Origin of the sequence: Streptomyces justiciae (genome assembly GCF_015163075.1) — a bacterium.
In the GTDB taxonomy this organism is placed as follows: domain Bacteria; phylum Actinomycetota; class Actinomycetes; order Streptomycetales; family Streptomycetaceae; genus Streptomyces; species Streptomyces justiciae.
Genome location: NZ_JADDXU010000002.1, coordinates 402400 through 427017, shown reverse-complemented (window position 1 = coordinate 427017; position 24618 = coordinate 402400). Strand labels below are relative to the sequence as shown.

General features: G+C 71.1%; 11 protein-coding genes. 9 read left to right on the top strand and 2 right to left on the bottom strand.

Annotation, left to right across the window (positions count from 1 at the left end; genetic code table 11):
- Positions 1-16 precede the first annotated feature (16 nt).
- Positions 17-2269 carry a heavy metal translocating P-type ATPase gene (locus IQ210_RS05970; RefSeq protein ID WP_194077784.1) on the bottom strand — a complete coding sequence of 751 codons (2253 nt, stop codon included), beginning with the start codon at positions 2267-2269 and terminating at the stop codon, positions 17-19.
- A 184-nt stretch (positions 2270-2453) separates the two neighbouring features.
- Between IQ210_RS05970 and IQ210_RS05965 the strand changes: the two genes are divergently transcribed.
- The gene (locus IQ210_RS05965; protein WP_194077783.1) at positions 2454-3380 is read left to right on the top strand and encodes a hypothetical protein; all 927 of its coding nucleotides are present in this window, start codon (positions 2454-2456) and stop codon (positions 3378-3380) included.
- 67 nt (positions 3381-3447) lie between these two features.
- On the opposite strand, the gene IQ210_RS05960 is transcribed toward IQ210_RS05965, so the two are convergent.
- Complete coding sequence (locus tag IQ210_RS05960; RefSeq protein WP_194077782.1) at positions 3448-4395, bottom strand: methionyl-tRNA formyltransferase; 948 nt, start codon at positions 4393-4395, stop codon at positions 3448-3450.
- Positions 4396-4563: 168 nt separating this feature from the next.
- Here IQ210_RS05960 and IQ210_RS05955 point away from each other — a divergent pair, with 168 nt between their 5' ends.
- The 8 genes from IQ210_RS05955 (at position 4564) to IQ210_RS05920 (ending at position 24601) form a co-directional block, all read left to right on the top strand.
- Complete coding sequence (locus IQ210_RS05955; protein ID WP_194077781.1) at positions 4564-5910, top strand: lysine N(6)-hydroxylase/L-ornithine N(5)-oxygenase family protein; 1347 nt, start codon at positions 4564-4566, stop codon at positions 5908-5910.
- A gap of 46 nt (positions 5911-5956) precedes the next feature.
- On the top strand, positions 5957-7015 hold the full coding sequence (locus IQ210_RS05950; RefSeq protein ID WP_194077780.1) for a FecCD family ABC transporter permease: 1059 nt from the start codon (positions 5957-5959) through the stop codon (positions 7013-7015).
- A 14-nt stretch (positions 7016-7029) separates the two neighbouring features.
- On the top strand, positions 7030-8088 hold the full coding sequence (locus IQ210_RS05945) for a FecCD family ABC transporter permease (RefSeq protein WP_407699681.1): 1059 nt from the start codon (positions 7030-7032) through the stop codon (positions 8086-8088).
- Positions 8089-8128: 40 nt separating this feature from the next.
- Positions 8129-8989, top strand: coding sequence for an ABC transporter ATP-binding protein (locus IQ210_RS05940; RefSeq protein WP_194077778.1), 861 nt, complete (start codon positions 8129-8131; stop codon positions 8987-8989).
- A gap of 84 nt (positions 8990-9073) precedes the next feature.
- The gene (locus IQ210_RS05935; protein WP_194077777.1) at positions 9074-10132 is read left to right on the top strand and encodes an iron-siderophore ABC transporter substrate-binding protein; all 1059 of its coding nucleotides are present in this window, start codon (positions 9074-9076) and stop codon (positions 10130-10132) included.
- A 2-nt stretch (positions 10133-10134) separates the two neighbouring features.
- Positions 10135-11937, top strand: coding sequence for an ABC transporter ATP-binding protein (locus tag IQ210_RS05930; protein ID WP_194077776.1), 1803 nt, complete (start codon positions 10135-10137; stop codon positions 11935-11937).
- 57 nt (positions 11938-11994) lie between these two features.
- Positions 11995-22914: a non-ribosomal peptide synthetase gene (locus tag IQ210_RS05925; RefSeq protein WP_194077775.1), complete on the top strand. Its 10920-nt coding sequence runs from the start codon at positions 11995-11997 to the stop codon at positions 22912-22914.
- Positions 22901-24601, top strand: coding sequence for an ABC transporter ATP-binding protein (locus IQ210_RS05920; protein ID WP_194077774.1), 1701 nt, complete (start codon positions 22901-22903; stop codon positions 24599-24601). Before IQ210_RS05925 ends, IQ210_RS05920 begins: the two co-directional genes overlap by 14 nt.
- The last annotated feature ends 17 nt before the right edge of the window (positions 24602-24618 follow it).

Sequence of the window (24618 nt, the reverse complement as noted above, 5' to 3'; positions counted from 1 at the left end):
CGCGGCCCTGGCGCGTTCAGTTCGCCGCCTTGAACGACCGCAGCCGCAGCGAGTTGCCCACCACGAACACCGACGAGAAGGCCATCGCCGCCCCCGCGAGCATCGGGTTGAGCAGGCCGGCCGCGGCGAGCGGCAGGGCGGCCACGTTGTAGGCGAAGGCCCAGAACAAGTTGGACCGGATGGTGCCCAGGGTGCGCCGGGCGAGGCGGATGGCGTCCGCCGCCGCGCGCAGGTCGCCGCGGACGAGGGTCAGGTCGCCGGCCTCGATCGCGGCGTCCGTGCCCGTCCCCATGGCGAGCCCCAGGTCGGCCTGGGCCAGGGCGGCCGCGTCGTTGACGCCGTCGCCGACCATCGCCACCGAACGCCCCTCGCCCTGAAGGCGCTTGACGACGTCGACCTTGTCCTGCGGCAGCACCTCGGCGATGACGTCCTCGGGCGCGATGCCGACCTCGCGGGCGACGGACTGCGCCACCGCCTCGTTGTCACCGGTCAGCAGGATCGGCGTCAGGCCGAGCGCCCGCAGCCGCGTGATCGCCTCGGCGCTGGTCTCCTTGACCGCGTCGGCGACCTCGAGGACCGCCCGCGCCTCGCCGTCCCAGGCGACCGCGATCGCCGTACGACCCGACGCCTCGGCCTCCGCCTTCACCAGGGCCAGCGTCCCGGGCAGCTCCATCGCCCACTCCGCCAGCAACCGCTCCCGGCCGACCAGCACCGCATGGCCGTCGACGATCCCCTGCACGCCCAGCCCGGGCACGTTCGCGAAGTCCTCGGGCGTGGGCAGCGAACCGAGCTTCGCCAGCGCGCCGTCGGCGACGGCACGGGCGATCGGGTGCTCGGAGGCGTGCTCCAACGCGCCCGCCAGCCGCAGGACTTCGGCCTCGTCGGTGCCGTCGGCGGTGTGCACGGCCAGCAGAGTCATCCGGCCCGTGGTGACCGTGCCGGTCTTGTCGAGGACGATCGTGTCGACCTTGCGGGTGGACTCCAGGACCTCAGGGCCCTTGATGAGGATGCCGAGTTGGGCACCACGGCCCGTGCCCACCAGCAGCGCGGTCGGTGTGGCCAGCCCCAGGGCGCACGGGCAGGCGATGATCAGCACGGCGACCGCGGCGGTGAACGCGGCCGTCAGTCCGGCGCCGTTGCCGAGCCAGAAGCCGAGGGTGCCGAGCGCGAGGGCGATCACGATCGGGACGAACACCGCGGAGATCCGGTCCGCGAGCCGCTGCGCCGCCGCCTTGCCGTTCTGCGCGTCCTCCACCAGCTTGGCCATGCGCGAGAGTTGGGTGTCGGCGCCGACTCGGGTGGCCTCGACGACGAGCCGCCCGCCGGCGTTGACGGTGGCGCCGGTGACCGCGTCGCCCTGGCTGACCTCCACCGGCATGGACTCGCCGGTCAGCATCGAGGCGTCGACGGCCGAGGAACCCTCGACCACCGTGCCGTCGGTGGCGATCTTCTCGCCGGGCCGGACCAGGAACCGGTCACCGACCTTCAACTGACCGACGGGAACGGTCTGTTCGCGCCCGTCGACTCCCAGCAGGGTCACGTCCTTGGCGCCCAGCTCCAGCAGCGCCCGCAGCGCGGCACCAGCCTTGCGCTTGGAGCGCGCCTCGAAGTACCGCCCGGCCAGGATGAACGCGGTGACGCCGGCCGCGGCCTCCAGATAGATGTTCCCGGCGCCGTCGCCGCGCGCGATCGTCAGCTCGAAGGGGTGCGTCATGCCCGGCTCGCCCGCGGTGCCGAAGAACAGCGCCCACAGCGACCAGCCGAACGCGGCGAGCGTGCCCACCGAGATCAGGGTGTCCATGGTCGCGGCTCCGTGCCGCGCGTTGGTGAACGCCGCCTTGTGGAAGGGCCAGCCGGCGTACGTGACGACCGGCGCCGCCAGCGTGAGCGACAGCCACTGCCAGTACTCGAACTGCAGGGCCGGGATCATGGCCATCGCGACGACGGGCACGGCGAGGAGCGCGGCGGTCGTCAACCGCTGCCGCAGGGTGCGCAGTTCGTCGTCCACGGGCTCGTCGTCGCCGGGTTCGTCCGGTGGTGACGGCTCCTGCGCGGTGTACCCGGTCTTCTCGACGGTCGCTATCAGGTCCTGGACGGAGACGTCACCGGCGAAGCTGACCTTCGCCTTCTCGGTGGCGTAGTTGACCGTGGCGGTGACCCCGTCCATGCGGTTGAGCTTCTTCTCGATACGGGCGGCGCAGGAGGCGCAGGTCATGCCGCCGATGGCGAGCTCGACCTCGGAAGGGGCTCCGGTCGCGGTGGTGGTCATCGCTGCTGCTCCTCGTGGACTGGACAGGGGGCGGGGGTATCACCGCCATGGCTCAAACATATACCCATGGGGGGTATCCGACGCAAGCGCCGAGACGGCTTGACTTTATACCCCCCAGGGGTATTGTCGACTGCATCGAGGCCCGCCGCGACCAGGCGGTGGCCGTGATCCCGAGGAGCTGGCCATGCATGCCGGACTCAAGATCTCCGCGTTCGCCGCCGCGCTCGCCGCGACCTTCGGCACCGCCTACGGCGTGGGCAAGGGCATCGACCCGGTGGTCACGGAGAGTGCGACCCCCTCCCATGAGAGTCATGGGACCCAGGAGGGAGGCGGTGACGACGCGGCGCACAAGGAGAGCCCGGCCGGCGGGCTGCAGATCTCCGAGGGCGGCTACACCCTCGACCTGGAGACCCCGAGGGTCACGGCCGGGCAGCGGACCGAGCTGCGGTTCGCGATACGCGACGCCGCGGGTCGCGCCGTCACCGCGTACCAGCGCGAGCACGACAAGGAACTCCACCTCATCGTTGCCTCACGCGACCTCGTCACCTACCGCCATCTGCACCCCACCCGCGCCGCCGACGGCACCTGGAGCATCCCCGTCGAGCTGCCCCGCGCGGGCGGCTACCGCGTCTTCGCCGACTTCACCCCGGCGAAAAAGGGTGCCGAGAACCTCGTCCTCGGCGCGGACCTGGCGGCCTCGGGCAGCTACACGGCCCAGAAGCTCCCCGAGCCGAACGGCACCGCGACCGTCGACGGCTACAAGGTCGAACTGGCCGGCGGACTGACCCCGAACACCGCGACCGAGCTCAAGCTCAAGGTCTCCCGCGACGGCCGCCCCGTCACCGACCTCCAGCCCTACCTCGGCGCCTACGGCCACCTCGTCGCGCTGCGCTCCGGAGACCTCGCCTACCTCCACGTCCACCCCAACGGCGAACCGGGCGACGCCACGACGAAGCCCGGCCCGGACATCTCCTTCACGGCCACCGCGCCCAGCGTCGGGACGTACCGCCTGTTCCTCGACTTCAAGCACCAGGGACAGGTCCACACGGCGGCGTTCACCGTGACCACCGGTGAGGGGCACGAGGGCGTCGAGGGCGCGCACGGTCACTGACCCGGACACACGGCGACCCGCCGCTGCGAGTGCAGCGGCGGGTCGCCGTGTTCCGACTCCCGCTTCTTCAGGGCTGGTTGGTCAGATAGCCGCCCATGGCGGTGAAGTACTCCGTGGCGGGCAGCTCCCGGCCGTCCTCGGTCCGTACGCGTGTGATGGCCAGCCCGTGGTTGCGGCCCGTGCGGGCGTCGGCGCCTGCGACGATGACGACACCCTCGCCCTCGCGGTAGAAGATGCGGCCGGGCGTCCCGCCGTAGCGCCCCTCGGAGACGACCGAGGCGAGGACGTCGAGCCGCCGGCCCTTGTGGAAGGTGTAGGCGCTCGGGTACGGCTCCGACTGGGCGCGGACCAGGCGTTCGAGGTCCGCCGCCGGCCAGGTCCAGTCGATGCGGCTGTCCTCGAGGGAGCGCTTGTGGAAGAAGCTCGCCTGTGAGCGGTCCTGCCGGGTGAACTCCGTCTGTCCGGAGGCGATTTGGGCGAGTGCGCCGATGGTGACCGGGGCGATGAGGTCGACGGTGCGGTGGAAGAGGTCGGTCGCGGTGTCCGTCGGTCCGACCGGCACCGCCTCCTGACGCACGATGTCGCCGGCGTCGAGCTCGTCGTTCATCAGGTGCGCGGTGACGCCCACTTCGGTCTCGCCGTTGATCAGCGCCCAGATCAGCGGGGAGAAGCCGGCGTATTTCGGCAGCAGCGAGTCGTGCACGTTGAGAGTGCCGTGGCGGGGGAGGTCGAAGATGCGTGGCGGAATCCACGTACGCCAGTTGTTGGCGACGATGATGTCCGGGTCGGCCTCCTTCAGGCGCGCGAACAGCTCGTCGTCGTCAGGGCGGTTGCGGATCACGACCGGGACGCCGTGCTCCTCGGCGAGGTCGGCGACCGAGTCGCTCCAGATCTTCTCGTAGGCGTGCTCGCTCTTGGGGTGCGTCACGACCAGGACCACGTCGTGCTCGGAGTCCAGCAGGGCGCGGAGGGTCCGGTGCCCCCAGGTCTGATAGCCGAACATGACGACCCGCATGCGGTTCCTCCTCGGAGCAGGGACTGACCGGCGCCAGTAAAGCAAGGCTTACCTAAGCGCACAACGGTGCCCGGCCTATCGACAGTTCCACAGGATCAGCTTAGCCTTACCTAAGTTTTGGGCTGCCCGTCCGTGGGTGCGCCCATTCCCCCGCAGGATGGGAGTGACATGGCACAGGCTCTTCCTGACGACGCATCACTGATCCACGACCTCATAGGTGTTGGCTTCGGGCCGTCCAACGTCGCCATGGCGATCGCGCTCAGCGAGCACAACGCACGCGTCGACAGGCAGGAAGCGGTCAGCGCTCACTTCTTCGAGCAGCAGCCGAACTTCGGCTGGCACCGCGGCATGCTGATCGACGACGCGACCATGCAGGTGTCCTTCCTCAAGGACCTGGTGACGCTCCGGAACCCGGCCAGCGAGTACAGCTTCCTCTGCTATCTGCAGAGCAAGGGGCGGCTGATCGACTTCATCAACCACAAGAACCTCTTCCCGCTGCGGGTGGAGTTCCACGACTACTTCGAGTGGGCCGCCGCCAAGGTCGACGACATGATCTCGTACGGCCACGAGGTCGTCGCCGTGTCCCCGGTCGTCCGCGATGGCATCGTCGACCACCTGGACGTCACGGTCCGCTCGGCCGAGGGGCTCGCGCTCCACCGGGCGCGCAACCTCGTCATCGGCACCGGGCTGCGCCCCCTCATGCCGGACGGCGTCGAGCGCACCGAGCGGGTCTGGCACAACGCCGAACTCCTCGCGCGGGTCGAGGAGTTAGGGGGCGCCTCGCCCTCGCGGTTCGTCGTCGTCGGCGCCGGGCAGAGCGCCGCCGAGAACGTCGCCTACCTGCACCGCCGCTTCCCCGAGGCCGAGGTCTGCGCGGTCTTCTCCCGCTACGGCTACAGCCCCGCCGACGACAGCAGCTTCGCCAACCGGATCTTCGACCCCGCCGCGGTCGACGAGTACTTCGCGGCGCCCGACGACGTCAAACGCCAACTCATGGACTACCACGGCAACACCAACTACTCCGTGGTGGACATCGACCTCATCGACGACCTGTACCGGCAGATGTACCAGGAGAAGGTCCTCGGCACCGAGCGGCTGCGCTTCCTCAACGTCTCCCGTCTCGTCGGCGTCGAGGAGCGGCCCGACCGGGTGCGGGCCACCGTCAAGTCCCTTGTCACCGGCGAGGAAACAGCCCTGGACGCCGACGTCGTCGTCTTCGCCACCGGCTACCGCCCCGCCGACCCGCAGGGCCTCTTGGGAGAGGTCGCCGACCTCTGTCTGCGCGACGACGAGGGCCGGCTGCGCGTCGAACGCGACTACCGCATCGCCACCCGCCCCGAACTCCGCTGCGGCATCTACCTTCAGGGCGGCACCGAGCACACGCACGGCATCACCTCGTCCCTGCTCTCCAACACCGCCATCAGGGTCGGCGAGATCCTCGACTCCGTCCTCAAGACCGGCCCCGACGAGGCCCGTCCGGTCGTCGACGGGATCGGCAGCACCGCCGCCCGCTAGCGACAGCCGCTCCACCGGTTCGATCAAAGGGATAACGTACGTCCACATGGCCATCACCGCAGTCGAGCGTGCCGCGCCCAGAGCCTCAACTCCGGCCCGAAGGCGGCGAGTTGTGGGCCTGGCCGTGCTCGTGGTGATCCTGGTGGTCGCGGGGGCGGTGTCGCTCGCCGTCGGTGCGCGCGCGTTGAGCCCCGCCGAGGTGTGGCACGGACTGTTCGCGGCGCCGGAGTCCGACCAGCGGCTCACCGAGATCAGGCTCATCGTGCGGACGGTCCGGGTCCCCCGGACGGTGCTCGCCGTGGTGGCGGGCATCGCCCTGGGCGTCGGCGGCGCCCTGATCCAGGGCTACACCCGCAACCCCATCGCCGACACAGGCCTGTTGGGGGTGAACGCGGGCGCGTCCTTCGCGGTGGTCTCGGCGATCACCCTGTTCGGGCTCACCAACCCCTTCCAGTACGTCTGGTTCGCCTTCCTGGGCGCGGCGGTCGCCGGCGTCGTCGTGTTCGGGCTGTCCAGCCTCGGCCGGGGCGCAGGGAACCCGCTCACGCTCGCCCTGGCCGGGCAGGGCGTCGCGGTCTTCCTCGCCGCGATGACCACGGCGATCGCGCTGACGGACCAGGCGGCGCTGAACGCGCTGCGGTTCTGGAACGCGGGCTCCGTCGCCGGGGTCGGCTTCGGCGTCATCTGGCCGGTGACCGCGTTCGTCGCGGTCGGCCTGGTGCTGGCGCTGATCACGCTGCCCGCCGTCAACCTCCTCAACCTCGGGGAGGACGTGGCCCGCGGGCTCGGGGTGAACATCGCGCTGAGCCGGACCGTCGGCATCGTCGCCATCACCCTCCTCGCGGGCGCGGCGACGGCGGCCTGCGGTCCCATCGCGTTCCTCGGACTGATGGTGGCCCACGTGGCCCGCTATCTGACCGGCCCCGACTACCGCTGGCTGGTGCCGTACGCGGGACTGCTCGGCGCGATCGTGCTGCTGGTCTGCGACATCGTGGGCCGACTGGTGGTACGGCCGGGCGAGTTGGACGCGGGCGTCGTCGTCGCCCTGCTCGGCGCCCCGTTCTTCGCCGCGCTGGTGTGGCTCGGAAAGTTCAAGAACGCATGAGCGGACCAGAGTTGATGAGTGCAGAGGCGAAGTCATCGGTCCTGCCGGGCCTGCGGCTCGGCCGGGTGTCGTTCGTCTGGCGGCCCTGGATCGCGGGCGTCACGCTGCTGCTGGCCGCGGTGACCTTCCTGCTGTTCTGTCTCTCCATCGGCATCGGCGACTTCCCCATCGGCCTGCCCCAGGTGATCGCCACGATCTTCGGTCACGGCGAGCCGGTCGACGAGTTCGTCATCATGGACCTGCGGCTGCCGCGGGCCCTCGCCGGACTCGTCGTCGGCATCGCGCTGGGGGTGTCGGGGGCGATCACGCAGTCCGTCGCGCGCAATCCGCTGTCCAGTCCGGACGTGCTCGGGATCACCTCGGGCGCCGGCGCGGTCGCGGTGTTCCTGGTGACCGTCTCCGGCGGCACCGCCACGGCGATCGTCGACTCCGTGGGACTGTCGGCGGCCGCGCTCGGCGGCGGTCTCGGCACCGGGCTGCTGGTGTACTTCCTGGCCTGGCGGCGCGGCATCGACGGCTTCCGGCTCATCCTCATCGGCATCTCGGTGACCGCCGTGATGGAGGCGATCACCACCTGGCTGCTGGCCACGGCCGACATCAGGGACGTGGCGCGGGCCCAGGCCTGGCTGGTCGGCTCGCTGGACGACCGGGGGTGGGACGAGGTGCGGACCGCACTGTGGTGCACGCTCGCCCTGCTCGCCGTCGTGACGTGCGTGGCTTTCCAGTTCCGGCCGCTGCACTTCGGCGACGAGGTGGCCGCGGGCCTGGGCGTCCGGTACACGCGGGTGCGGGCGGTCATGCTGCTGTGCGCGGTCCTGCTGGCGGGCGCGGCGGTGAGCGCGGCGGGCCCGGTCCCGTTCGTCGCGCTGGTCGCGCCGCAGGTGGCGATGCGTCTGGCGCGGTGCCCCACACCGCCGTTGGCGGCCTCGGGGCTCGTCGGGGCGCTGCTGCTGATCGGTGCGGACCTGGTCGCGCGCACCGCGCTGCCGGTGAGCCTCCCGGTGGGTGTGGTGACCGCCGCGATCGGTGGACCCTTCCTCGTCCATCTGCTGGTGCGGGCCAACGCCCGGTAGACGATGCGAGAGTCAGGTATGCCTAAACACAGGGGGCCTCGTGGTCGCTCATGACATCACCCAGGTCAAGTCCGCCGTCGAGCAGGTCTCACGGCTGACGGCCGAGGACGTCACCGTCGGATACGGCAGCCGGACCGTCATCGACGGCCTCGACGTGAGCGTGCCGCCCGGAGTGATCACCACGATCATCGGCCCCAACGGCTGTGGCAAGTCAACCCTGTTGAGGACCCTGTCGCGGCTGCTCAAGCCGACCCGGGGCACCGTCCTGCTGGACGGCGACGACATCGTCCGGCTGAAGACCCGGGACGTCGCGAAGAAGCTCGGCCTGCTGCCGCAGACACCGGTCGCGCCGGAAGGACTCACGGTGGCCGACCTGGTCGCCAGGGGCCGGCATCCGCACCAGAGCTGGCTGCGGCAGTGGTCCTCGGACGACGCCGACGTGGTGGCACGGGCGTTGGCCCTGACCGGGGTCTCCGACCTGGCCGACCGGCCCGTCGACACCCTGTCCGGCGGACAGCGTCAGCGTGTGTGGATCTCGATGACCCTGGCCCAGGGCACCGACCTGCTGCTGCTGGACGAGCCGACCACCTATCTCGACCTGGCGCACGCGATCGACGTGCTCGACCTGGTCGACGACCTGCACGAGTCGGGCTGCACGGTGGTCATGGTGCTGCACGACCTCAACCTCGCCATCCGCTACAGCGACAACCTCGTCGTGATGAAGGAGGGCGCCATCCTGGCGCAGGGCCACCCGCGGGACGTCGTCACCGCCGAGCTGCTGCACGAGGCGTTCGGACTGCGCGCCCTGGTCGTCGACGACCCGGTGGGGGACCGCCCGCTCGTCGTGCCGATCGGTCGCACGCAGGTGCACCCCAACTACCGAGGAAAGAACGGTAGTTAGGCTAGGCTAACCTCATTTTTATGGATAAGGTTTGCCTGCCCTAAGAACGTGGCGCAGCGACTGTGCGAAGGCAAGGGATGGCTGATGCTCCTCCGTAGAACGACGCTCACAACGCCCTTGCGGCGGCTGGCGACAACGGTGTCCGCCTTAGGCCTGACCGTCGGCCTCCTCGCCGGATGCGGCTCCGACTCCTCGGACGAGTCCACCGGCGACAACGCCAAGGCCACGGCCGCCGCCGGCGCCTTCCCGGTCACGGTCGAGCACGCCTTCGGCACCACGACCATCACCAAGGCCCCACAGCGCGTCGTCTCGGTCGGCTACACCGACGACCAGACCATCCTCGCCTTCGGCATCAAGCCCGTCGGCATGGTCGATCAGTACCCCAACCCGCCCGGGCAGAGCCCCGACATCAACACCCAGTGGCCCTGGGTGAAGGACAAGTGGGGCGACACCAAGCCCGAGGTCATCATGAAGAACGGTGACTCCGGCCCCAACTACGAGAAGATCGCCGCCCTGCGCCCGGACCTGATCGTCGCGGTCTACTCCGAGATCGACCAGGCCGCCTACGACAAGCTCTCCAGGATCGCGCCGACGGTCGGCCGTACCAAGGCCGAGAAGGAACCCTTCAGCGCCCCCTGGCAGGACAACGCCCTGCACATCGCCAAGGCCCTCGGCAAGGCCGAGGAGGGCGAGAAGATGGTCGCGGACATCCAGGGCAAACTCGACGCGGCCAAGAAGGCCCACCCCGAGTTCGCCGGCCGGACCGCTGTCGCGCTGTCCTGGTACGAGGACTCGGTCGCCCCCTTCACCTCCACCGACGTCCGCGGCCGCCTCGTCTCCGGCATCGGCTTCAAGTACCGGACGGAGATCGACAAGGCCGCCGGCGGCAGCTTCTACACCAAGCTCTCCCCGGAGCGCATCGACCTGGTCGACGTCGACCACATCTTCGTCATCAACGACAAGGCCGACACCGAGGCGCTGAAGAAGTTCAAGCTCTTCGCCAACCTCGACGCCGTGAAGAAGGGCAACGTGTCGTACCTGCTGGACAGCGAGGGCCCGGCGGTCGGCGCGGCCATCTCGCAGGGCACCCTGCTGTCGATGCCGTACGCCATCGACGAGCTCGTCAAGTCGGCGGCCGGGTAGGTGTGAGCGCCACCGAGACGTACGACACGGTCACGCGCCCGGCCTCGCCGGCCCTGCACACCACCACCGGCCGCGAGGCCGCCCGCTGGGTCACGGCACACTGCCGCGAAGTGCCCTGGCTGACCACCGCCACCGTGGTCACCTCGGTGGCCGGGGCCGCGCTCCAGGTGCTCCCGGTGCTGCTGCTCGGCCAGGTGGTCGACGGGGTCGTCGCGGGGGAGTCCCGCTCGGTCCTGGTCAGGATCGGGGTCGTCATGGTGGCCGCCGCGCTGCTCGGCGCGGTGGCCACCGCGGCCTCGACCTACCTGATCGGACGGCTGGGCGCGGACCTGCTGGCCAAGCTGCGGGAGTCCGCCGTGCGCGCGGTGCTCGGGATGCCGAGCGCCCGGATCGAACAGGTCGGCCGGGGCGATGTGCTGTCCCGGGTCGGCGACGACGTAGCCGTGCTCTCGCGAGGCATCCGGATGGCCGTCCCCACGGTGTTCTCGGCGGGCGTGCTGGTCGTCATCGCCACGGCCGGCATGTTCGGCCTCGACTGGCGGCTCGGCCTGGCCGGCGCCGGCGCGCTGCCCGCGTACGCCCTGGCCCTGCGCTGGTACCTCCCGCGCTCGGCCCCGCTCTACCGCAAGCAGCGCGCGGCCCAGGCCGACCGCGCCCAGGCGCTGATCAGCGGTCTCAACGGCATCGACACGGTCCGCGCGTACCGCCTCGAAGAGGCCTTCCGGGAGAAGGTCACCGATGAATCGCGGCGGGTGCGCGACCTGGGCATCGAGGTGTTCCACTTCTTCGGCCGGTTCGTCGGCCGGGAGAACCGCGCCGAGTTCATCGGCCTCACCCTGATCCTCGGCGTCGGCTACGCCCTCCTGGAGGCCGACGCCGCCAGCCTGGGCGAGGTGTCGGCGGCCCCGCTGCTCTTCCACCGGCTGTTCGTGCCACTCGGCATGATCATGTTCACCTTCGACGAGGCGCAGAAGTCGGGGGCGAGCCTGACCCGGCTGGTCGGGGTGCTGGGGGAGGAGGCGGAGGAACGGCTGGTGGGCGACGAGGCGGTGACACCGGCGGCCTCCGTGGCGTACGCCGTGACCGTGGAGGGTGTGACCTTCGCCTATCCAGGCACCGAGGAGCCGGTCCTGCGGGACGTCAACTTGAGGATTCCGGCGGGGAGTTCGCTCGCGCTGGTCGGTGCGACCGGCGCGGGCAAGACGACACTGGCCGCGCTCGTCGCCGGTATCGGAACCCCGCGGGCCGGGACCGTCCGCATCGGGACGACCGACCTGGCGGACCTGGACGAGGCCGGGGCGCGGGCCCTGGTGAGCCTGCTGACGCAGGAGACCCATGTGTTCTCCGGCCCGCTCGCCGACGACCTGCGCCTGGCCGCGCCGCAGGCGACCGACGCGGAGTTGACCGACGCGCTGCGCACGGTCGGCGCGGAGGGCTGGGTCGAGGCGCTGCCCGAGGGCCTGAACACGCCGGTCGGCGAGGGCGGCGAGCGGCTCGACGTCACCAAGGTCACTCAAATCGCCCTGGCGCGGCTCGTGTTGGGCCGGGCGCCGGTGGTGGTGCTGGACGAGTCGACCGCCGAGGCCGGCAGCGAGGGCGCCGCCGAGCTGGAACGGGCCGTACTCGCCGCGTGCGCGGGCCGGACCACGCTCTTCGTGGCGCACCGGCTGACGCAGGCGATGGCGGCGGACCGGATCGCCGTGCTGGACGCCGGACGCGTCGTCGAGCAGGGGACCCACGAGGAGCTGGTGGCCCTGGACGGCCGGTACGCACGACTGTGGCAGGCCTGGCGAGAAGGCAGTTGAGAGAATTTAGCTTAGGCTAGCCTAACTTTCATGCTGTGGAAGGGTGCTGAGTCTTCGATGATCGAACCGCGCGCTCGTCACGTACTTCTTTCCCCCACCCGACTGACCGAGTTGCGCCGGAGGACCGGCGACCACTCCGACCGGACCCTCGCCGAGGCCTGCGCCATCGCGCTGGCGTTCTGGGCGACTGGGCAGAGCCCCGACGGCATCGACCTCACCCCTGGCACCCTGTTCGCCGACGTCCTCGGCTGGGTCGACAACGGCGGTACAAGTGCCGGTAGTCGGCAGGACGACGGAGTGGCTGTCCCTGTCCCGGACGGCGTCGACCTCGCCGACGCACAGCTCGCCCTGGACGACCTCGCCGACTTCCCGGACCGCCCGCTCGGCACCGTCGGCCCCTCCAGCGTGGCGGCACGACTCGAAGCCCTGGCCGTGTGGAACGCGACCGACGCCGACCGGGTCCGCCCGACCCTGGTGGAGATGTTCCTCGAACAGGCGCGGACCAGGCCGGACGCCGTCGCCATCGTCGACGAACACCGCACACTGACCTACCGTCAAGCGGCCGCCCTCTCGGCCCAGTTGGCCCACCACCTGCTCGAACGCGACCTGACCGCCGAGCAGATCGTCGGCATCTCCCTGGGCCGCTCCGCGGACATGGTGATCGGGCTCCTCGCCGTGCTCCAGGCCGGATGCGCGTTCGTGCCACTCGATCCGCAGTGGCCCGCCGCACGCCGGGCCGTCGTCATCGAGGACGCCGGGGTCGTCCTCCAGCTCAACGACAACGGCGAACACGCCCCGGGCGAGCCGGAAGCCGTCGCCGTCGACCTCGACGACTGGCGCTTCGACGGCTACCCGACTGAGGGCACCGGGATCACCGTCCCCGGTACCGGCCTGGCCTACGTGATCTTCACCTCCGGCTCCACCGGCCGACCCAAGGGCGCGATGATCCGGCACGAGGCCATCAGCGAACGCCTGTTGTGGCAGGTCCACCAGATCCTGGGCTTCGGCCACGACGACGCCTCGCTGTTCAAGGCGCCCCTGTCCTTCGACATCTCCATCAACGAGATCTTCCTGCCCCTCGTGTCCGGCGCCCGACTGGTCGTCCTGCGCCCCGGCGGCGAACGCGACCCGCACCACCTGCTGAGCGTCATCGCCGAACACCGCGTCACCTTCACCTACTTGGTGTCCTCCATGCTGGACGTGCTGCTCGACATCGCGGGCGACTCCGGGCAGTTGGACAGCCTGCGCCACGTGTGGTGCGGCGGCGAGGTGCTGACCCCTGAGCTGTACGAGCGGTTCCGCACCCAGCTCGACATCCCCATGTATCACGGCTACGGACCGGCCGAGACGACCATCGGCGTCTCCCACGTCATCTACCGGGGTGCCGCCGAACGCCTGTCCACCTCCATCGGCAAGGCCAACCCCAACACCCAGCTGTACGTCCTCGACGACGAGCTGCGCCCCGTCCCGGTCGGCGTCGGCGGCGAACTCTACGTCGGCGGCTTCCTCCTCGGCCGCGGCTATGTGAACGCGCCTGGCCTCACGGCCTCCCGGTTCGTCGCCAACCCCTTCGCCACCGACGGCTCCCGCCTCTACCGCACCGGCGACCTCGCTCGCTACGCCCCCGACGGCTCGCTGGACTTCCTCGGCCGCGCCGACAACCAGATCAAGATCCGCGGTATGCGCCTGGAGATCGAGGACGTCGAGATCGGCCTCGCGGAACACCCGGGCGTACGGCACACCTGTGTCGTCGCCAGGAAGAACACCGCCGGCGGCACCTACCTCGTGGGGTACGTCATCCCGGCCGCCGGGAGTGAGGCGCTGCGGGCCGACGAGGTCAAGGTCTGGGCCGCCGAGCACATGGTCGAGTACATGGTCCCCGCCCATGTCGTCGTCCTGCGGGAGTTCCCGCTGACGGCCAACGGCAAGCTCGACCGGAACGCCCTGCCGGAGCCCGAGCTCGCCACCGGCACGCTCGTCCCGCCCGCCACCGACGACGAACGCGTGGTGTGCCAAGCCGTCGCCGACGTACTGCGCCTCGACGAGATCGGCGCCGACCAGGACTTCTTCCAACTCGGCGGCGACAGCATCCTGGCGATCTCCCTGCTGAGCGCGCTGCGCGCCGAGGGACTCCATGTGACGGCCCGGCAGATCTTCGCCCACAGCACCCCGCGCGCGCTGGCGGCCGTGGCAAGCCGGGAGGACACCTCCACCGTCGACCACCGCGACGTCCCCACCGGCACCGTCGTCGGCTCACCCGTCGTGCAGTGGCTCGGCGAGACCACGGACGCCGTCGACGGATTCGTGCAGTCGGTGGTCCTGAACACCCCGGCCGACCTCACCGCCGTCACCCTCGACGCACTCCTCACCGCCGTCGTACGACACCACCCCATGCTGCGCGCCAGGCTGGTGCGCGGCGACCGCTGGAGCTTCGACATCCCGGAGTCGGGCGCGACCACCGTGGCCTGGCAGGAGAGCGACCGTCCGCTGGAGGAGTGCGTCGCGCTCGCCACCGCCGGACTCGACCCCGACAGCGGTGTGATGCTGCGGGCCCTATGGCGGCCCGCGGCACGGCAGTTGGTGCTGGCAGCCCATCACGTCGTCGTCGACGGCGTGTCCTGGCGTGTCCTGATGGAGGACCTGGCCACGGCATGGCGCCAGACATCCTCCGGCACACCGATCGAACTCCCCCCGACCGGCACGTCCTTCCGCCGCTGGACCCAGCTGCTGGAGCGCGCGGCCTTCGACGCCGACAGCTCCTACTACTGGCGTCCGCTGCCGGGTGACGACCACCTGCTGGGCAGGCGGCCCCTGGCGGAGACCGACACCGTCGCGGGCGAACGGCTGCACACCGTCACCGTCGGCCCTGAGGTCACCGCCGCCCTGCTCGGTGAGATCCCCGCCAGGTTCCACGCCGGAGTCAACGACGTCCTCCTGACCGCACTCGCGGTCACCCTCGCCCGCTGGCGCCACGACCGAGGCCAGGACCAGACGTTCGCGCACATCGAACTGGAGGGCCACGGCCGCGAAGGCCACTTCGTGGCGGACACCGCCGGGTTCGAACCCGAACTCGCCCGCACGGTCGGCTGGTTCACCACCCTCTTCCCGGTGGTCGTCGACCCCGGCGCGGCAGCCGACTTCACCGCACCCGACTACCTGGCCACCGCACTCAAGGCCGTCAAGGAAGACCTCGCCAGGGTGCCCGACAACGGCGTCTCCTACGGCGCCCTGCGCTACCTCACCCACACCGAGTTCGACGCCCCCGCGCCCCAGGTGCTCTTCAACTACCTGGGCCGCTTCGCTGCCGGCGCCGCCGGTGACTGGCAACTCGCCCGTACGACCGGCCAGTTGGGCGAGAAGCGTGACCCCGCCATGCGGCTCCCGCGCGCCCTGGAGTTCAACGCGATCGCCGAACCCGCCACAGCCGGCGGTGAGTACGAGCTGGTCACCACCCTCTCCTGGCCCGAAGGCCTGTTCACCGACCAGGACATCACGACGATCGGCGCGTACTTCCGTACGGCCCTCGCCGGACTCGCCGCCCTCGACCAGGGGGGCCACTCGCCCAGCGACTTCGACCTGGTCCCGCTCACCCAGGCCGACGCCGACGCCCTCGACGGCCCGGACCTGCGGGACATCTTGGCGCTCACCCCGCTGCAAGAGGGTTTGTACTTCCACTCGGTCTTCGACGACGACTCGGCCGGCGCTTACGTCGAGCAGCAACTCCTCACCCTGGAAGGCGACGTGGACGCCGAACGGCTCGCGGCGGCGGCCACCAGGCTCCTCACCCTCTACCCGAACCTGGCCGCACGGTTCGTGTCCCTCGGCGACGGTCGCGTGGTCTCCGTACTGGAGAGCGGCGTCGAGGCGCCATTCAGCACGCTGGACCGCCCCGGCATCACCGACGACGAGATCCGCGCCTACGCCGAGCGCGACCGCCGCGCCGGGTTCGACCTCGCGACCGGGCCGCTCATGCGGTACACCCTCATTCGGACAGAGGCCGGGCGCAGCGTCCTGGTGCAGACCGTGCATCACATCATCGCCGATGGCTGGTCGGTGCCGCCGATGCTCCGCGCCCTGCTCGCCGAGTACCACGCGCCGGGGACGACCTATCCCCTCGGCGGCTTCGCCGACTATGTGCGCGCGCTCGCCGAGCGGGACGAGGACGAGAGCGACCGGGTGTGGCGCACCCAGCTCGCCGAACTGCCCGGCCCCTCCCTCGTCGCCGAGGGCCACACCCCGTCCGACCGGTTCGCCGACACCTCCCGCACCCCGGCCGACGACATCGACACCGCCGCCCGGTCGGCCGGTGTCCCGCTCAGCGTGGCCGTGCACAGCGCCTGGGCGGTGACGCTCGGCGGCATCCTGCACGGCACGGACGTCGTCTTCGGCTCCACCGTGTCCGGACGGGACATGGATGTGCCCGGCATCGAGAACATGGTGGGCCTGTTCATCAACACGATTCCTGTGCGGGCCAGTTGGACCCCTACGACCACTTCGCGTGACCTGCTCGCCTCGGTCCGCGAACACCAGAGCGCGGTACTCCAGCATCAGCACGTCTCGCTGGCGAGGATCGGCCGTGAGGCGGGCGCGGGCTCTCTGTTCGACACCCTGGTGGTCTTCGACGTGGCGACCGACGTGGAGGCGCTGCGCGGACCGGCCGACGAGCTGATCGTCACCGACATCGTGAACGAGGGCGCCCCGCACTACCCGTTGACCCTGGTCGTGGAGCGCACCCTCGACGGCCGCCCGCGCTTCAACCTGATCTACGACGGCGAGCTGCTGCAAGAGACCGGAGCCCAGGCGATCCTGCGCACCTTCGAGACGACCCTCACCGGCCTGCTCACCCGACCGGACACACCAGTCGACGACCTTGCCACGGAGAGCTCCCGGCAGCGCGTCACCCCGACCACCCTGGGCGCCCTCTTCGACGCCGCCGCACGCCGCGACCCGTCCGCCACGGCCGTCACCCAGTGCGCCCTCGACGGCGGCACCCGGTCCCTGACGTACGGGGAACTAGCGCTCAAGAAGGGCGAGTTGGCGGCTGTACTGGCCGCCGCCGGGGTCGGCCCCGGCAAACGGGTCGCCGTCGGCGTGCCGCGTTCCCTGGAGCAGGTCGTGGCCCTGGTCGCCATCGTCAGCGCGGGCGGCGCTTACGTACCCCTGGACCTGGCGTACCCCGACGAACGCCTGGAGTACATCCTTGCCGACGCCGCCCCTCAGGTCGTCCTGGTGGAGGCGGGGCAGCGGGAGCGCTTCGCCGAACTGCTGGACCGGACCGGTGTATCGGCGCGGGTCCTGGTGCAGGGTGACGAACTCCCGCAGTCACCCGTCGAGTTCGAGGCCGACTGGCACGACCCCGCGTACGTGATCTACACGTCCGGCTCGACGGGCCGCCCCAAGGGGGTCGTCGTCCCGCACGCCGGCGTGGTGACCCTCCTCGCGAACACCCGGCCCGTGATGGACTTCGGCCCGGACGACGTGTGGGTCCAGTTCCACTCGTACTCCTTCGACTTCGCGGTCTGGGAGCTGTGGGGCGCCCTGGCGCACGGGGGTGAACTGCTGGTGCCGGAGTACGGGCTGACCCGCTCGCCGGTCGACTTCCACCGGCTGGTCCGCGAACGGGGGGTCACCGTGCTCAACCAAACGCCGTCCGCCTTCTACCAGTTCATCGAGGCCGATCGGCAGGCCGAGGCGCCGATCCCCGCCCTGCGTCGGATCGTCTTCGGCGGCGAGGCGCTCGACCTCGGGCGGCTGCGCGGCTGGGTCGCACGACATGGCTCCGACCAGCCGGAGTTGGTGAACATGTACGGCATCACCGAGACGACCGTCCATGTCACCCACCGGGTGCTGACCGACGACGACTTCCGTGCCGGTGCCGAGGCGAGTCCGATCGGCGGTCCGATCCCCGGCCTGGTCACCTATCTGCTCGACGAACGGCTCAGGCCGGTGCCGCCCGGTCGTGTGGGCGCCATCTACGTCGCCGGTGACCAGGTGTCGCTCGGCTATCTGGGCAGGCCCGGGCTCACCGCGGGCCGGTTCGTGGCGGACCCGTTCGCGGGCGACGGCTCCCGCATGTACCACACGGGCGACCTCGCCGCCCGCACGCTAGACGGCGAGTTGGAGTTCGTCGGACGCGCCGACGACCAGGTCCAACTCAAGGGTTTCCGCGTCGAGTTGGGCGAGGTCGAGGCCGCGCTCCGGGGGCTCGACGGTGTGGTCGACGCGGCTGTCACGGTGGCCGCCTCCGGCGATCATCTCGTCGCGCACGTCGTGGGCCGGGCCCCCGGCGATGTCACCGCCCTACTGTCCGCGAAGCTGCCCGCGCACATGGTGCCGAGCCGGGTGCTGACGGTCGACGCCCTGCCCCTGACGGTCAACGGCAAGCTGGACCGGAAGGCACTGACCGAGCGGGCGGCCGCCGCACCGGACACTCCTACGCCCGTGAACGACTCCGCGCTCGCAGCACCGGACACTCCCACGGCCGCCAACGACTCCGCGCTCGCCTCTCTCGTCGACATCTTCACCGCGACCTTGCCCGGCGGCGCCGACGTGAACGCCGACACCGACTTCTTCAGGGCCGGCGGAGACAGCATCGTCGCCATCACCGTGATCAACCGGGCGCGAGCGCTGGGCCTGCCGATCGCGCCCCGGGACGTGTTCCTGCTCCGGACGCCGCGTGCCCTCGTCGAGCACCTCGGCACGCACACACCCCACGCGGAGACCGCCCCCGCCCACCGTGCCGACGGCCCCTTCCCGCCGACACCGATCATCCTGCGCCAACGTCAACTGGGCGGCACGCTGGCCCGGTTCGCGCAGGCCCGCACCCTGCCGGTCCCCGAGGGCCTCGGACACGCCGACATAGGACGCGCGGCGAAGGCCGTCGTGGCCGCCCACCCGGCACTCCGGCTGCGCCTCCGCGTCGAACAAGGGGTGTGGGCGCTCAGCACCGAACCCGCCCGCGAGGTCACCGTCGTACGCCCCGACACGACCGATGCGGCGAACGAGGCCGCCGCACGCCTCGACCCCGCGTCGGGGGACGTCGTGGCGTTCGCGTGGTTGGAGGTCACCCGCACCCTGGTGGTCACCGTGCACCACCTCGCCGTCGACTCCGTGTCCTGGCTGATCCTCCTGGACGACCTGGCCACCGCCCTGCGCGGGGAGCCCCTGGCACCCCCCACCACCTCGTACGCCGAGTACGCCGAAGCGCTGGCCCTCGGGTCCGCCCAGGCCCTCGACGGGCTCGGGCACTGGCGTACGACGCTCCAGGCGCCCGCCTTGCTGCCCGAGGTCGGCGGGCTCCGTGAGACCACCGTCGTCCTCGCCCCCGAGGTCAGCGAACACGTCACCCGTACCGCCCCGGCGGCCTTCGGCGTCGGCCTCACCGAGCTGCTGTGCGGCGCGCTGCGCACCGCACTCACCCGTGTCCAGGCCACCCCGACCGACCTGGCGATCGACCTGGAGCGGCACGGCCGGGTCCCCGCCCTGGAGGGCCATGACTACACGCGTACGGTCGGCTGGTTCACCTCCGTCGCACCCGTACGGCTCACCGCGCACACCGACCCCGTGGCGGCCGCGCACGAGGTCGCCGCACGACAGCCGGACGAGCGGGCGCACATCGCCTACGGCCAACTCCGTTACCTCAACCCGCAGTCGGCGCCCCTGCTCACCGCCCAGCCGCAGGTGCTGTTCAACTACCTGGGCCGCGGCAGCGAGTCCCAGGCGCTGCGCATCACCGGGGGCGAGCAGGGCAGTCCGTACGCCGTCGAGGTCAACGCCTGGCTGGACGAGGCGACCGGCGGTCTGGCCGCGGAGGTCGTGCTCGCCGAGGGTGTCTCCGACGACATAGCCGGGTACTGGCTGGACGCCCTGGAGGACATCGCCGACGCCGCGGCGACGGCCGAGCGCACCGCCCCGGTCACCCCGCTCCAACGCGGCCTGTTCTTCCAGGCCCAGCTGACGGGGTCGACCGGACACTACGTCGCGCAGAGCTGGTTCACCTTCGACCGGCGTCTGGACACGGAGGCGCTGGCCGAGGCGATGGCCCACGTCATCGCCCGCCACCCGGTCGTGGGCGCGGGGTTCACCACCGACGACGACGGCAATCCGGTGCAGGTCCTCAAGGCCGGGCGACGGGTCGGTGTCCGTACGGTCGAGCTGTCCACGGACGCCGAGGTCGACGCCCTGCGCGCCCGTGACCGGGACACGGGCTTCGACCCGGGCGAGCCCCCGCTGATCCGGCTGACCGTCGTGCGACTGCCCGGCGGGCGGGACGGGCTGCTTCTCAGCTACCACCTGCTGCTGTGGGACGGCTGGTCCCGCGAGATCGTGCTGCGGGATCTCTTCGACGCCTACGAGGCTTTTGTCGCAGGCGAGTTGACGGACCCCGTCCCCGCCGTGCCGAGCTTCGAGGAGCATGCGCGGGCGCTCGACGCCAAGGACACCGCCGTATCCGAACGCTTCTGGGCCGAGCACCTCGCGGGCCTGCCCGGTCCGACCCTGCTCGCCGGGCCGGCACCGACCCTGACCGACGACCTGCCGGGCACCCTCGTGCACACCGTCTCCGCCGAACTGTCGGAGCTGCTGCGGGACGCCGCCAGGGTGCACGGGGTCACACTGAACTCGGTGCTGACCGGGGCGTTCGGGCTGCTGCTGGGCGCCTGCACGGGGCGGGGCGACGCCGTGTTCGGGGTGACCGTGTCCGGGCGGGAGGGGGAGGGGCTCGAGGACGTCGTCGGGGTGCTGCTCAACACCGTGCCGATGTGGACGCGGGCCCGGCCCGGCGACACGGTCCGGGAGTACCTCGCGGGGGTGCAGGCGGCCAGGGTCGCGGCGATGGAGCACGAGCACCTCGGGCTGGGGGAGATCCAGCGGGCCAGCGGCCACGACACGCTTTTCGACAACCTGTTCGTGCTGCAGAACTTCCTCGACCTGGACGCCTTGGCCGCGATGAACGCCCGGCACGGCATCACGTCGGTGCAGGCCGACGACTCCACCCACTACCCGTTCACCTGGGTCGTCACGCCCGGCGATCGGCTCACGGTCAAGCTGGAGCACCGCGACGGGGACACGTCCGGTGCCCGGCGGCTGCTCGACGACTATCTGCGGGTGCTGGAGGACGTGGCCCGCTCGACCGGGCCGGTCGGTGCGCTGCCGGGGCTCGGGCCGGCTCCGGGGCCCGGGGCGCGGACTGACGTCGGCACGGACAGCGTCGTCGACCGCTTCGACCAGGCGGCGGACCGTCATCCGGACCGGGTGGCGCTCGTCGCCCACGGCGCACGGATGACCTTCGCCGAACTCCGGGACCGCAGCCGGACCGTGGCCGGGGTGCTCGCCGGGCGCGGCATCGGCCCGGAGCGGACCGTGGGCCTCGCCGTGCCACGCTCGCTCGACTCGATCGTGGCCCTCTTCGCCGTACTGCGTACCGGTGCCGCCTATGTGCCCCTGGAGCTGGACCACCCGGACGAACGGATCGCGGCGATCGTCGAGGACGCCCGCCCGGACGTGGTCCTCACCGTGAGCTCGGTGGCGTCCCGGTTGACCGGTGACCTCGTCGAGCTGGACCGGCCGCTGCCCGCCGCAGAGCCCTACGTGACGTTCGCCCCCGACGACCCCGACCGGCTGGGGCACCCGGCGTACACGATCTACACCTCCGGCTCGACCGGAAAGCCCAAGGGCGTCGTGACCGAGTACGCCGGACTCACCAACATGCTGATCAACCATCAGCGCCGTATCTTCGAACCGGTGTTGGCGGACCACGGCCACCGTGTCTTCCGTATCGCGCACACCGTGTCGTTCGCGTTCGACATGTCGTGGGAGGAGCTGCTGTGGCTCGCCGACGGGCATGAAGTGCACATCTGCGACGAGGAGTTGCGCAGGGATGCGCCCCGGCTCGTCGAGTACTGCCTGGAACACGGCATCGACGTCATCAACGTGACCCCGACCTACGCCCAACAGCTCGTCGCCGAGGGCCTGTTGGATGACCCGGACCGGCGGCCGCCGCTGGTGCTGCTGGGCGGCGAGGCCGTCACCCCCACGCTGTGGCAGCGGCTCGCCGACACCGAGGGCACCGTCGGCTACAACCTGTACGGGCCCACCGAGTACACCATCAACACCCTCGGCGTCGGCACCTTCGAGTGCGAGGACCCGGTGGTGGGCGTGGCCATCGACAACACCGACGTCTACGTCCTCGATCCCTGGCTGCGACCCCTGCCGGACGGCGTGCCCGGCGAGCTGTACGTGGCGGGCATCGGCATCGCCCGCGGCTACCTCGGCCAACCCGGCCAGACCGCCCACCGGTTCGTGGCCTGCCCGTTCGGTGCCCCCGGCGAGCGCATGTACCGCACCGGCGACCTCGTCGTCCGGCGCCCGGACGGCAACCTGATGTACCTGGGCCGCACCGACCAGCAGGTCAAGATCCGCGGCCACCGCGTCGAACTCGGCGAGGTCGAGGCCGCGTTCGCGGCCCACCCGGCGGTGCGTTTCGTCGCCGCCGTCGCCCAGGCCGATCCACAGGTCGACGGCGCCCACCGGCTGGCGGCCTATCTGGTGCTGGACGGCGCCGAGTTGGCGACGGTCGCCACGGAAGTGGGCGCCGGTCTCCCGGACTTCCTGCGGCCGACGCACTACGCCCAGGTCGACAGCATCCCGCTGACCGTCAACGGAAAGGCTGACACCAAGGCGCTCCCGGAGGCCAAGCCGCTGGGCGCACTGTCCACGGCAGGGGAGCGGGGGCCGGAGACCGAGACCGAGAGCGTGGTGTGCGCGTACTTCGCCGAGGCACTGGACCTGGACGACGACGAGGTGAGCGCGGTGGGAGACTTCGTGTCCCTGGGCGGGCACTCCATGCTGGCGGTGCGGCTGATCGGGCTGCTCCGCCGGGAGTTCGGCCCGGTCATCACCATCCGAGACCTGTTCACCCTGCGGACCCCGGAAGCGATCGCCCGTCACCTTGATGACCGATTCGATGACCCCTCCTGACACGCGAGCGCCCCGCTTCGGGGCCGACATCCTCCGCATCGCCCTGCGCCGCAACATCGGTGCCATGGTGGCGGGCACGGTCCTCATGGGCCTGTACCAGGCCGGCGAGACGGCGTTCCCGATCGCGCTGGGCCTCATCGTCGAGCACACCCTGCAGCACCGCAGCCCCGGCGCGCTCGGACTGTCGATCGCCGCGCTGGCCGTGATCGTCACGACCGTCTCGCTGTCCTGGCGGTTCGGGATGCGCGTCCTGCAGAAGGCCAACACGACCGAGGCCCACCGCTGGCGGGTCCGGGTCGCCGCCTGCGGACTCCAGCCGGTGGCCCGGGACGTCGACCTGAAGTCCGGCGAGGTGCTCACCATCGCCACCGAGGACGCCGACCAGACCGCCGACATCATCGAGGTGGTGCCGCTGCTGATCAGCTCGCTGGTCGCGGTCCTGGTCGCCGCCGTCGCGCTGGGCCTGGCCGACCTCCGGCTCGGCCTGCTGGTGATCGTCGGCACCGTCGCGATCCTGTCGATCCTCAGCGTGCTGTCCAAACGCATCGGCGACAGCACCCAGGAACAGCAGGCCCGGGTCGCGCGGGCCGGGGCGAAGGTCGCCGACCTGATCACCGGGCTGCGCCCACTGCACGGCTTCGGCGGCAACCACGCGGCGTTCGCGTCGTACCGCACGGTCAGCACCGAGGCGAAACACCAGGCCATCACCGTCGCCAAGGTCAACGGCGCCTACGCGGGCGCCGCCCTGGCCCTCAACGCCCTCCTCGCCGCCGCCGTGACCCTGACGGCGGGCTGGCTGGCCTTCGAGGGCCGCATCACCGTCGGCGAACTCGTCATGGCCGTCGGGCTGGCGCAGTTCATCATCGAACCGCTCAAACTCTTCTCCGAGATGCCCAAGTACGTGATGATCGCGCGCGCCTCGGCCGAGCGGATGGCATTGGTGCTGACCGCGCTGCCGGTGGCCACGCCGGGTTCCGAACGTCCGTCAGCGGGCAGTGACTTGGAGGTCGACGGCGTCCGGTACGGAACCCTGCGCAAGCTGAAGTTCCGGGTGGCGGCAGGCGAGTTCGTCGCGATCGCCGCCTACCAGCCGCGTGCCGCGGCCGACCTCGTGGCGGTCCTGGCCGTGCGCGTCCCGCCCGACGCCTACGAGGGCACGGTCCGGCTCGGCGGACGAGAGCTGGGGGAGCTGTCCGTGGAGGCGGTCCGCGAGCACCTGCTGGTGAACCCGTACGACGGCGAGATCTTCGCGGGCACCCTCCGCACCAACATCGACCCCTCGGGCACCAGCCGCAATGTCGCCGAAGCCGTCGAGGCGTCCCTGCTGACCGACGTCGTCGCCCTTCACCGCGAGGGCCTCGACCACGCCGTCCGCGACCGGGGCGCGAACCTGTCCGGCGGACAGCGCCAACGCCTGTCCCTGGCCCGCGCGTTGGCCGCCGACACCGACATCCTGGTCCTGCACGACCCCACGACCGCCGTCGACACGGTCACCGAACAGCTCATCGCCCGCAACCTCGCGAAGCTCCGCCGCGGCCGGACGACCCTCGTCATCACCAGCAGCCCGGCCCTGCTGGACGCCGCCGACCGCGTCCTCGTCCTGGACGACGGGGTCGTCACGGCCGAGGACAGCCACCGCAACCTGCTGGCCACGGACGCGGGCTACGGCGCGGCGGTGGCCCGATGAGCCGGTGATCCCGGCAC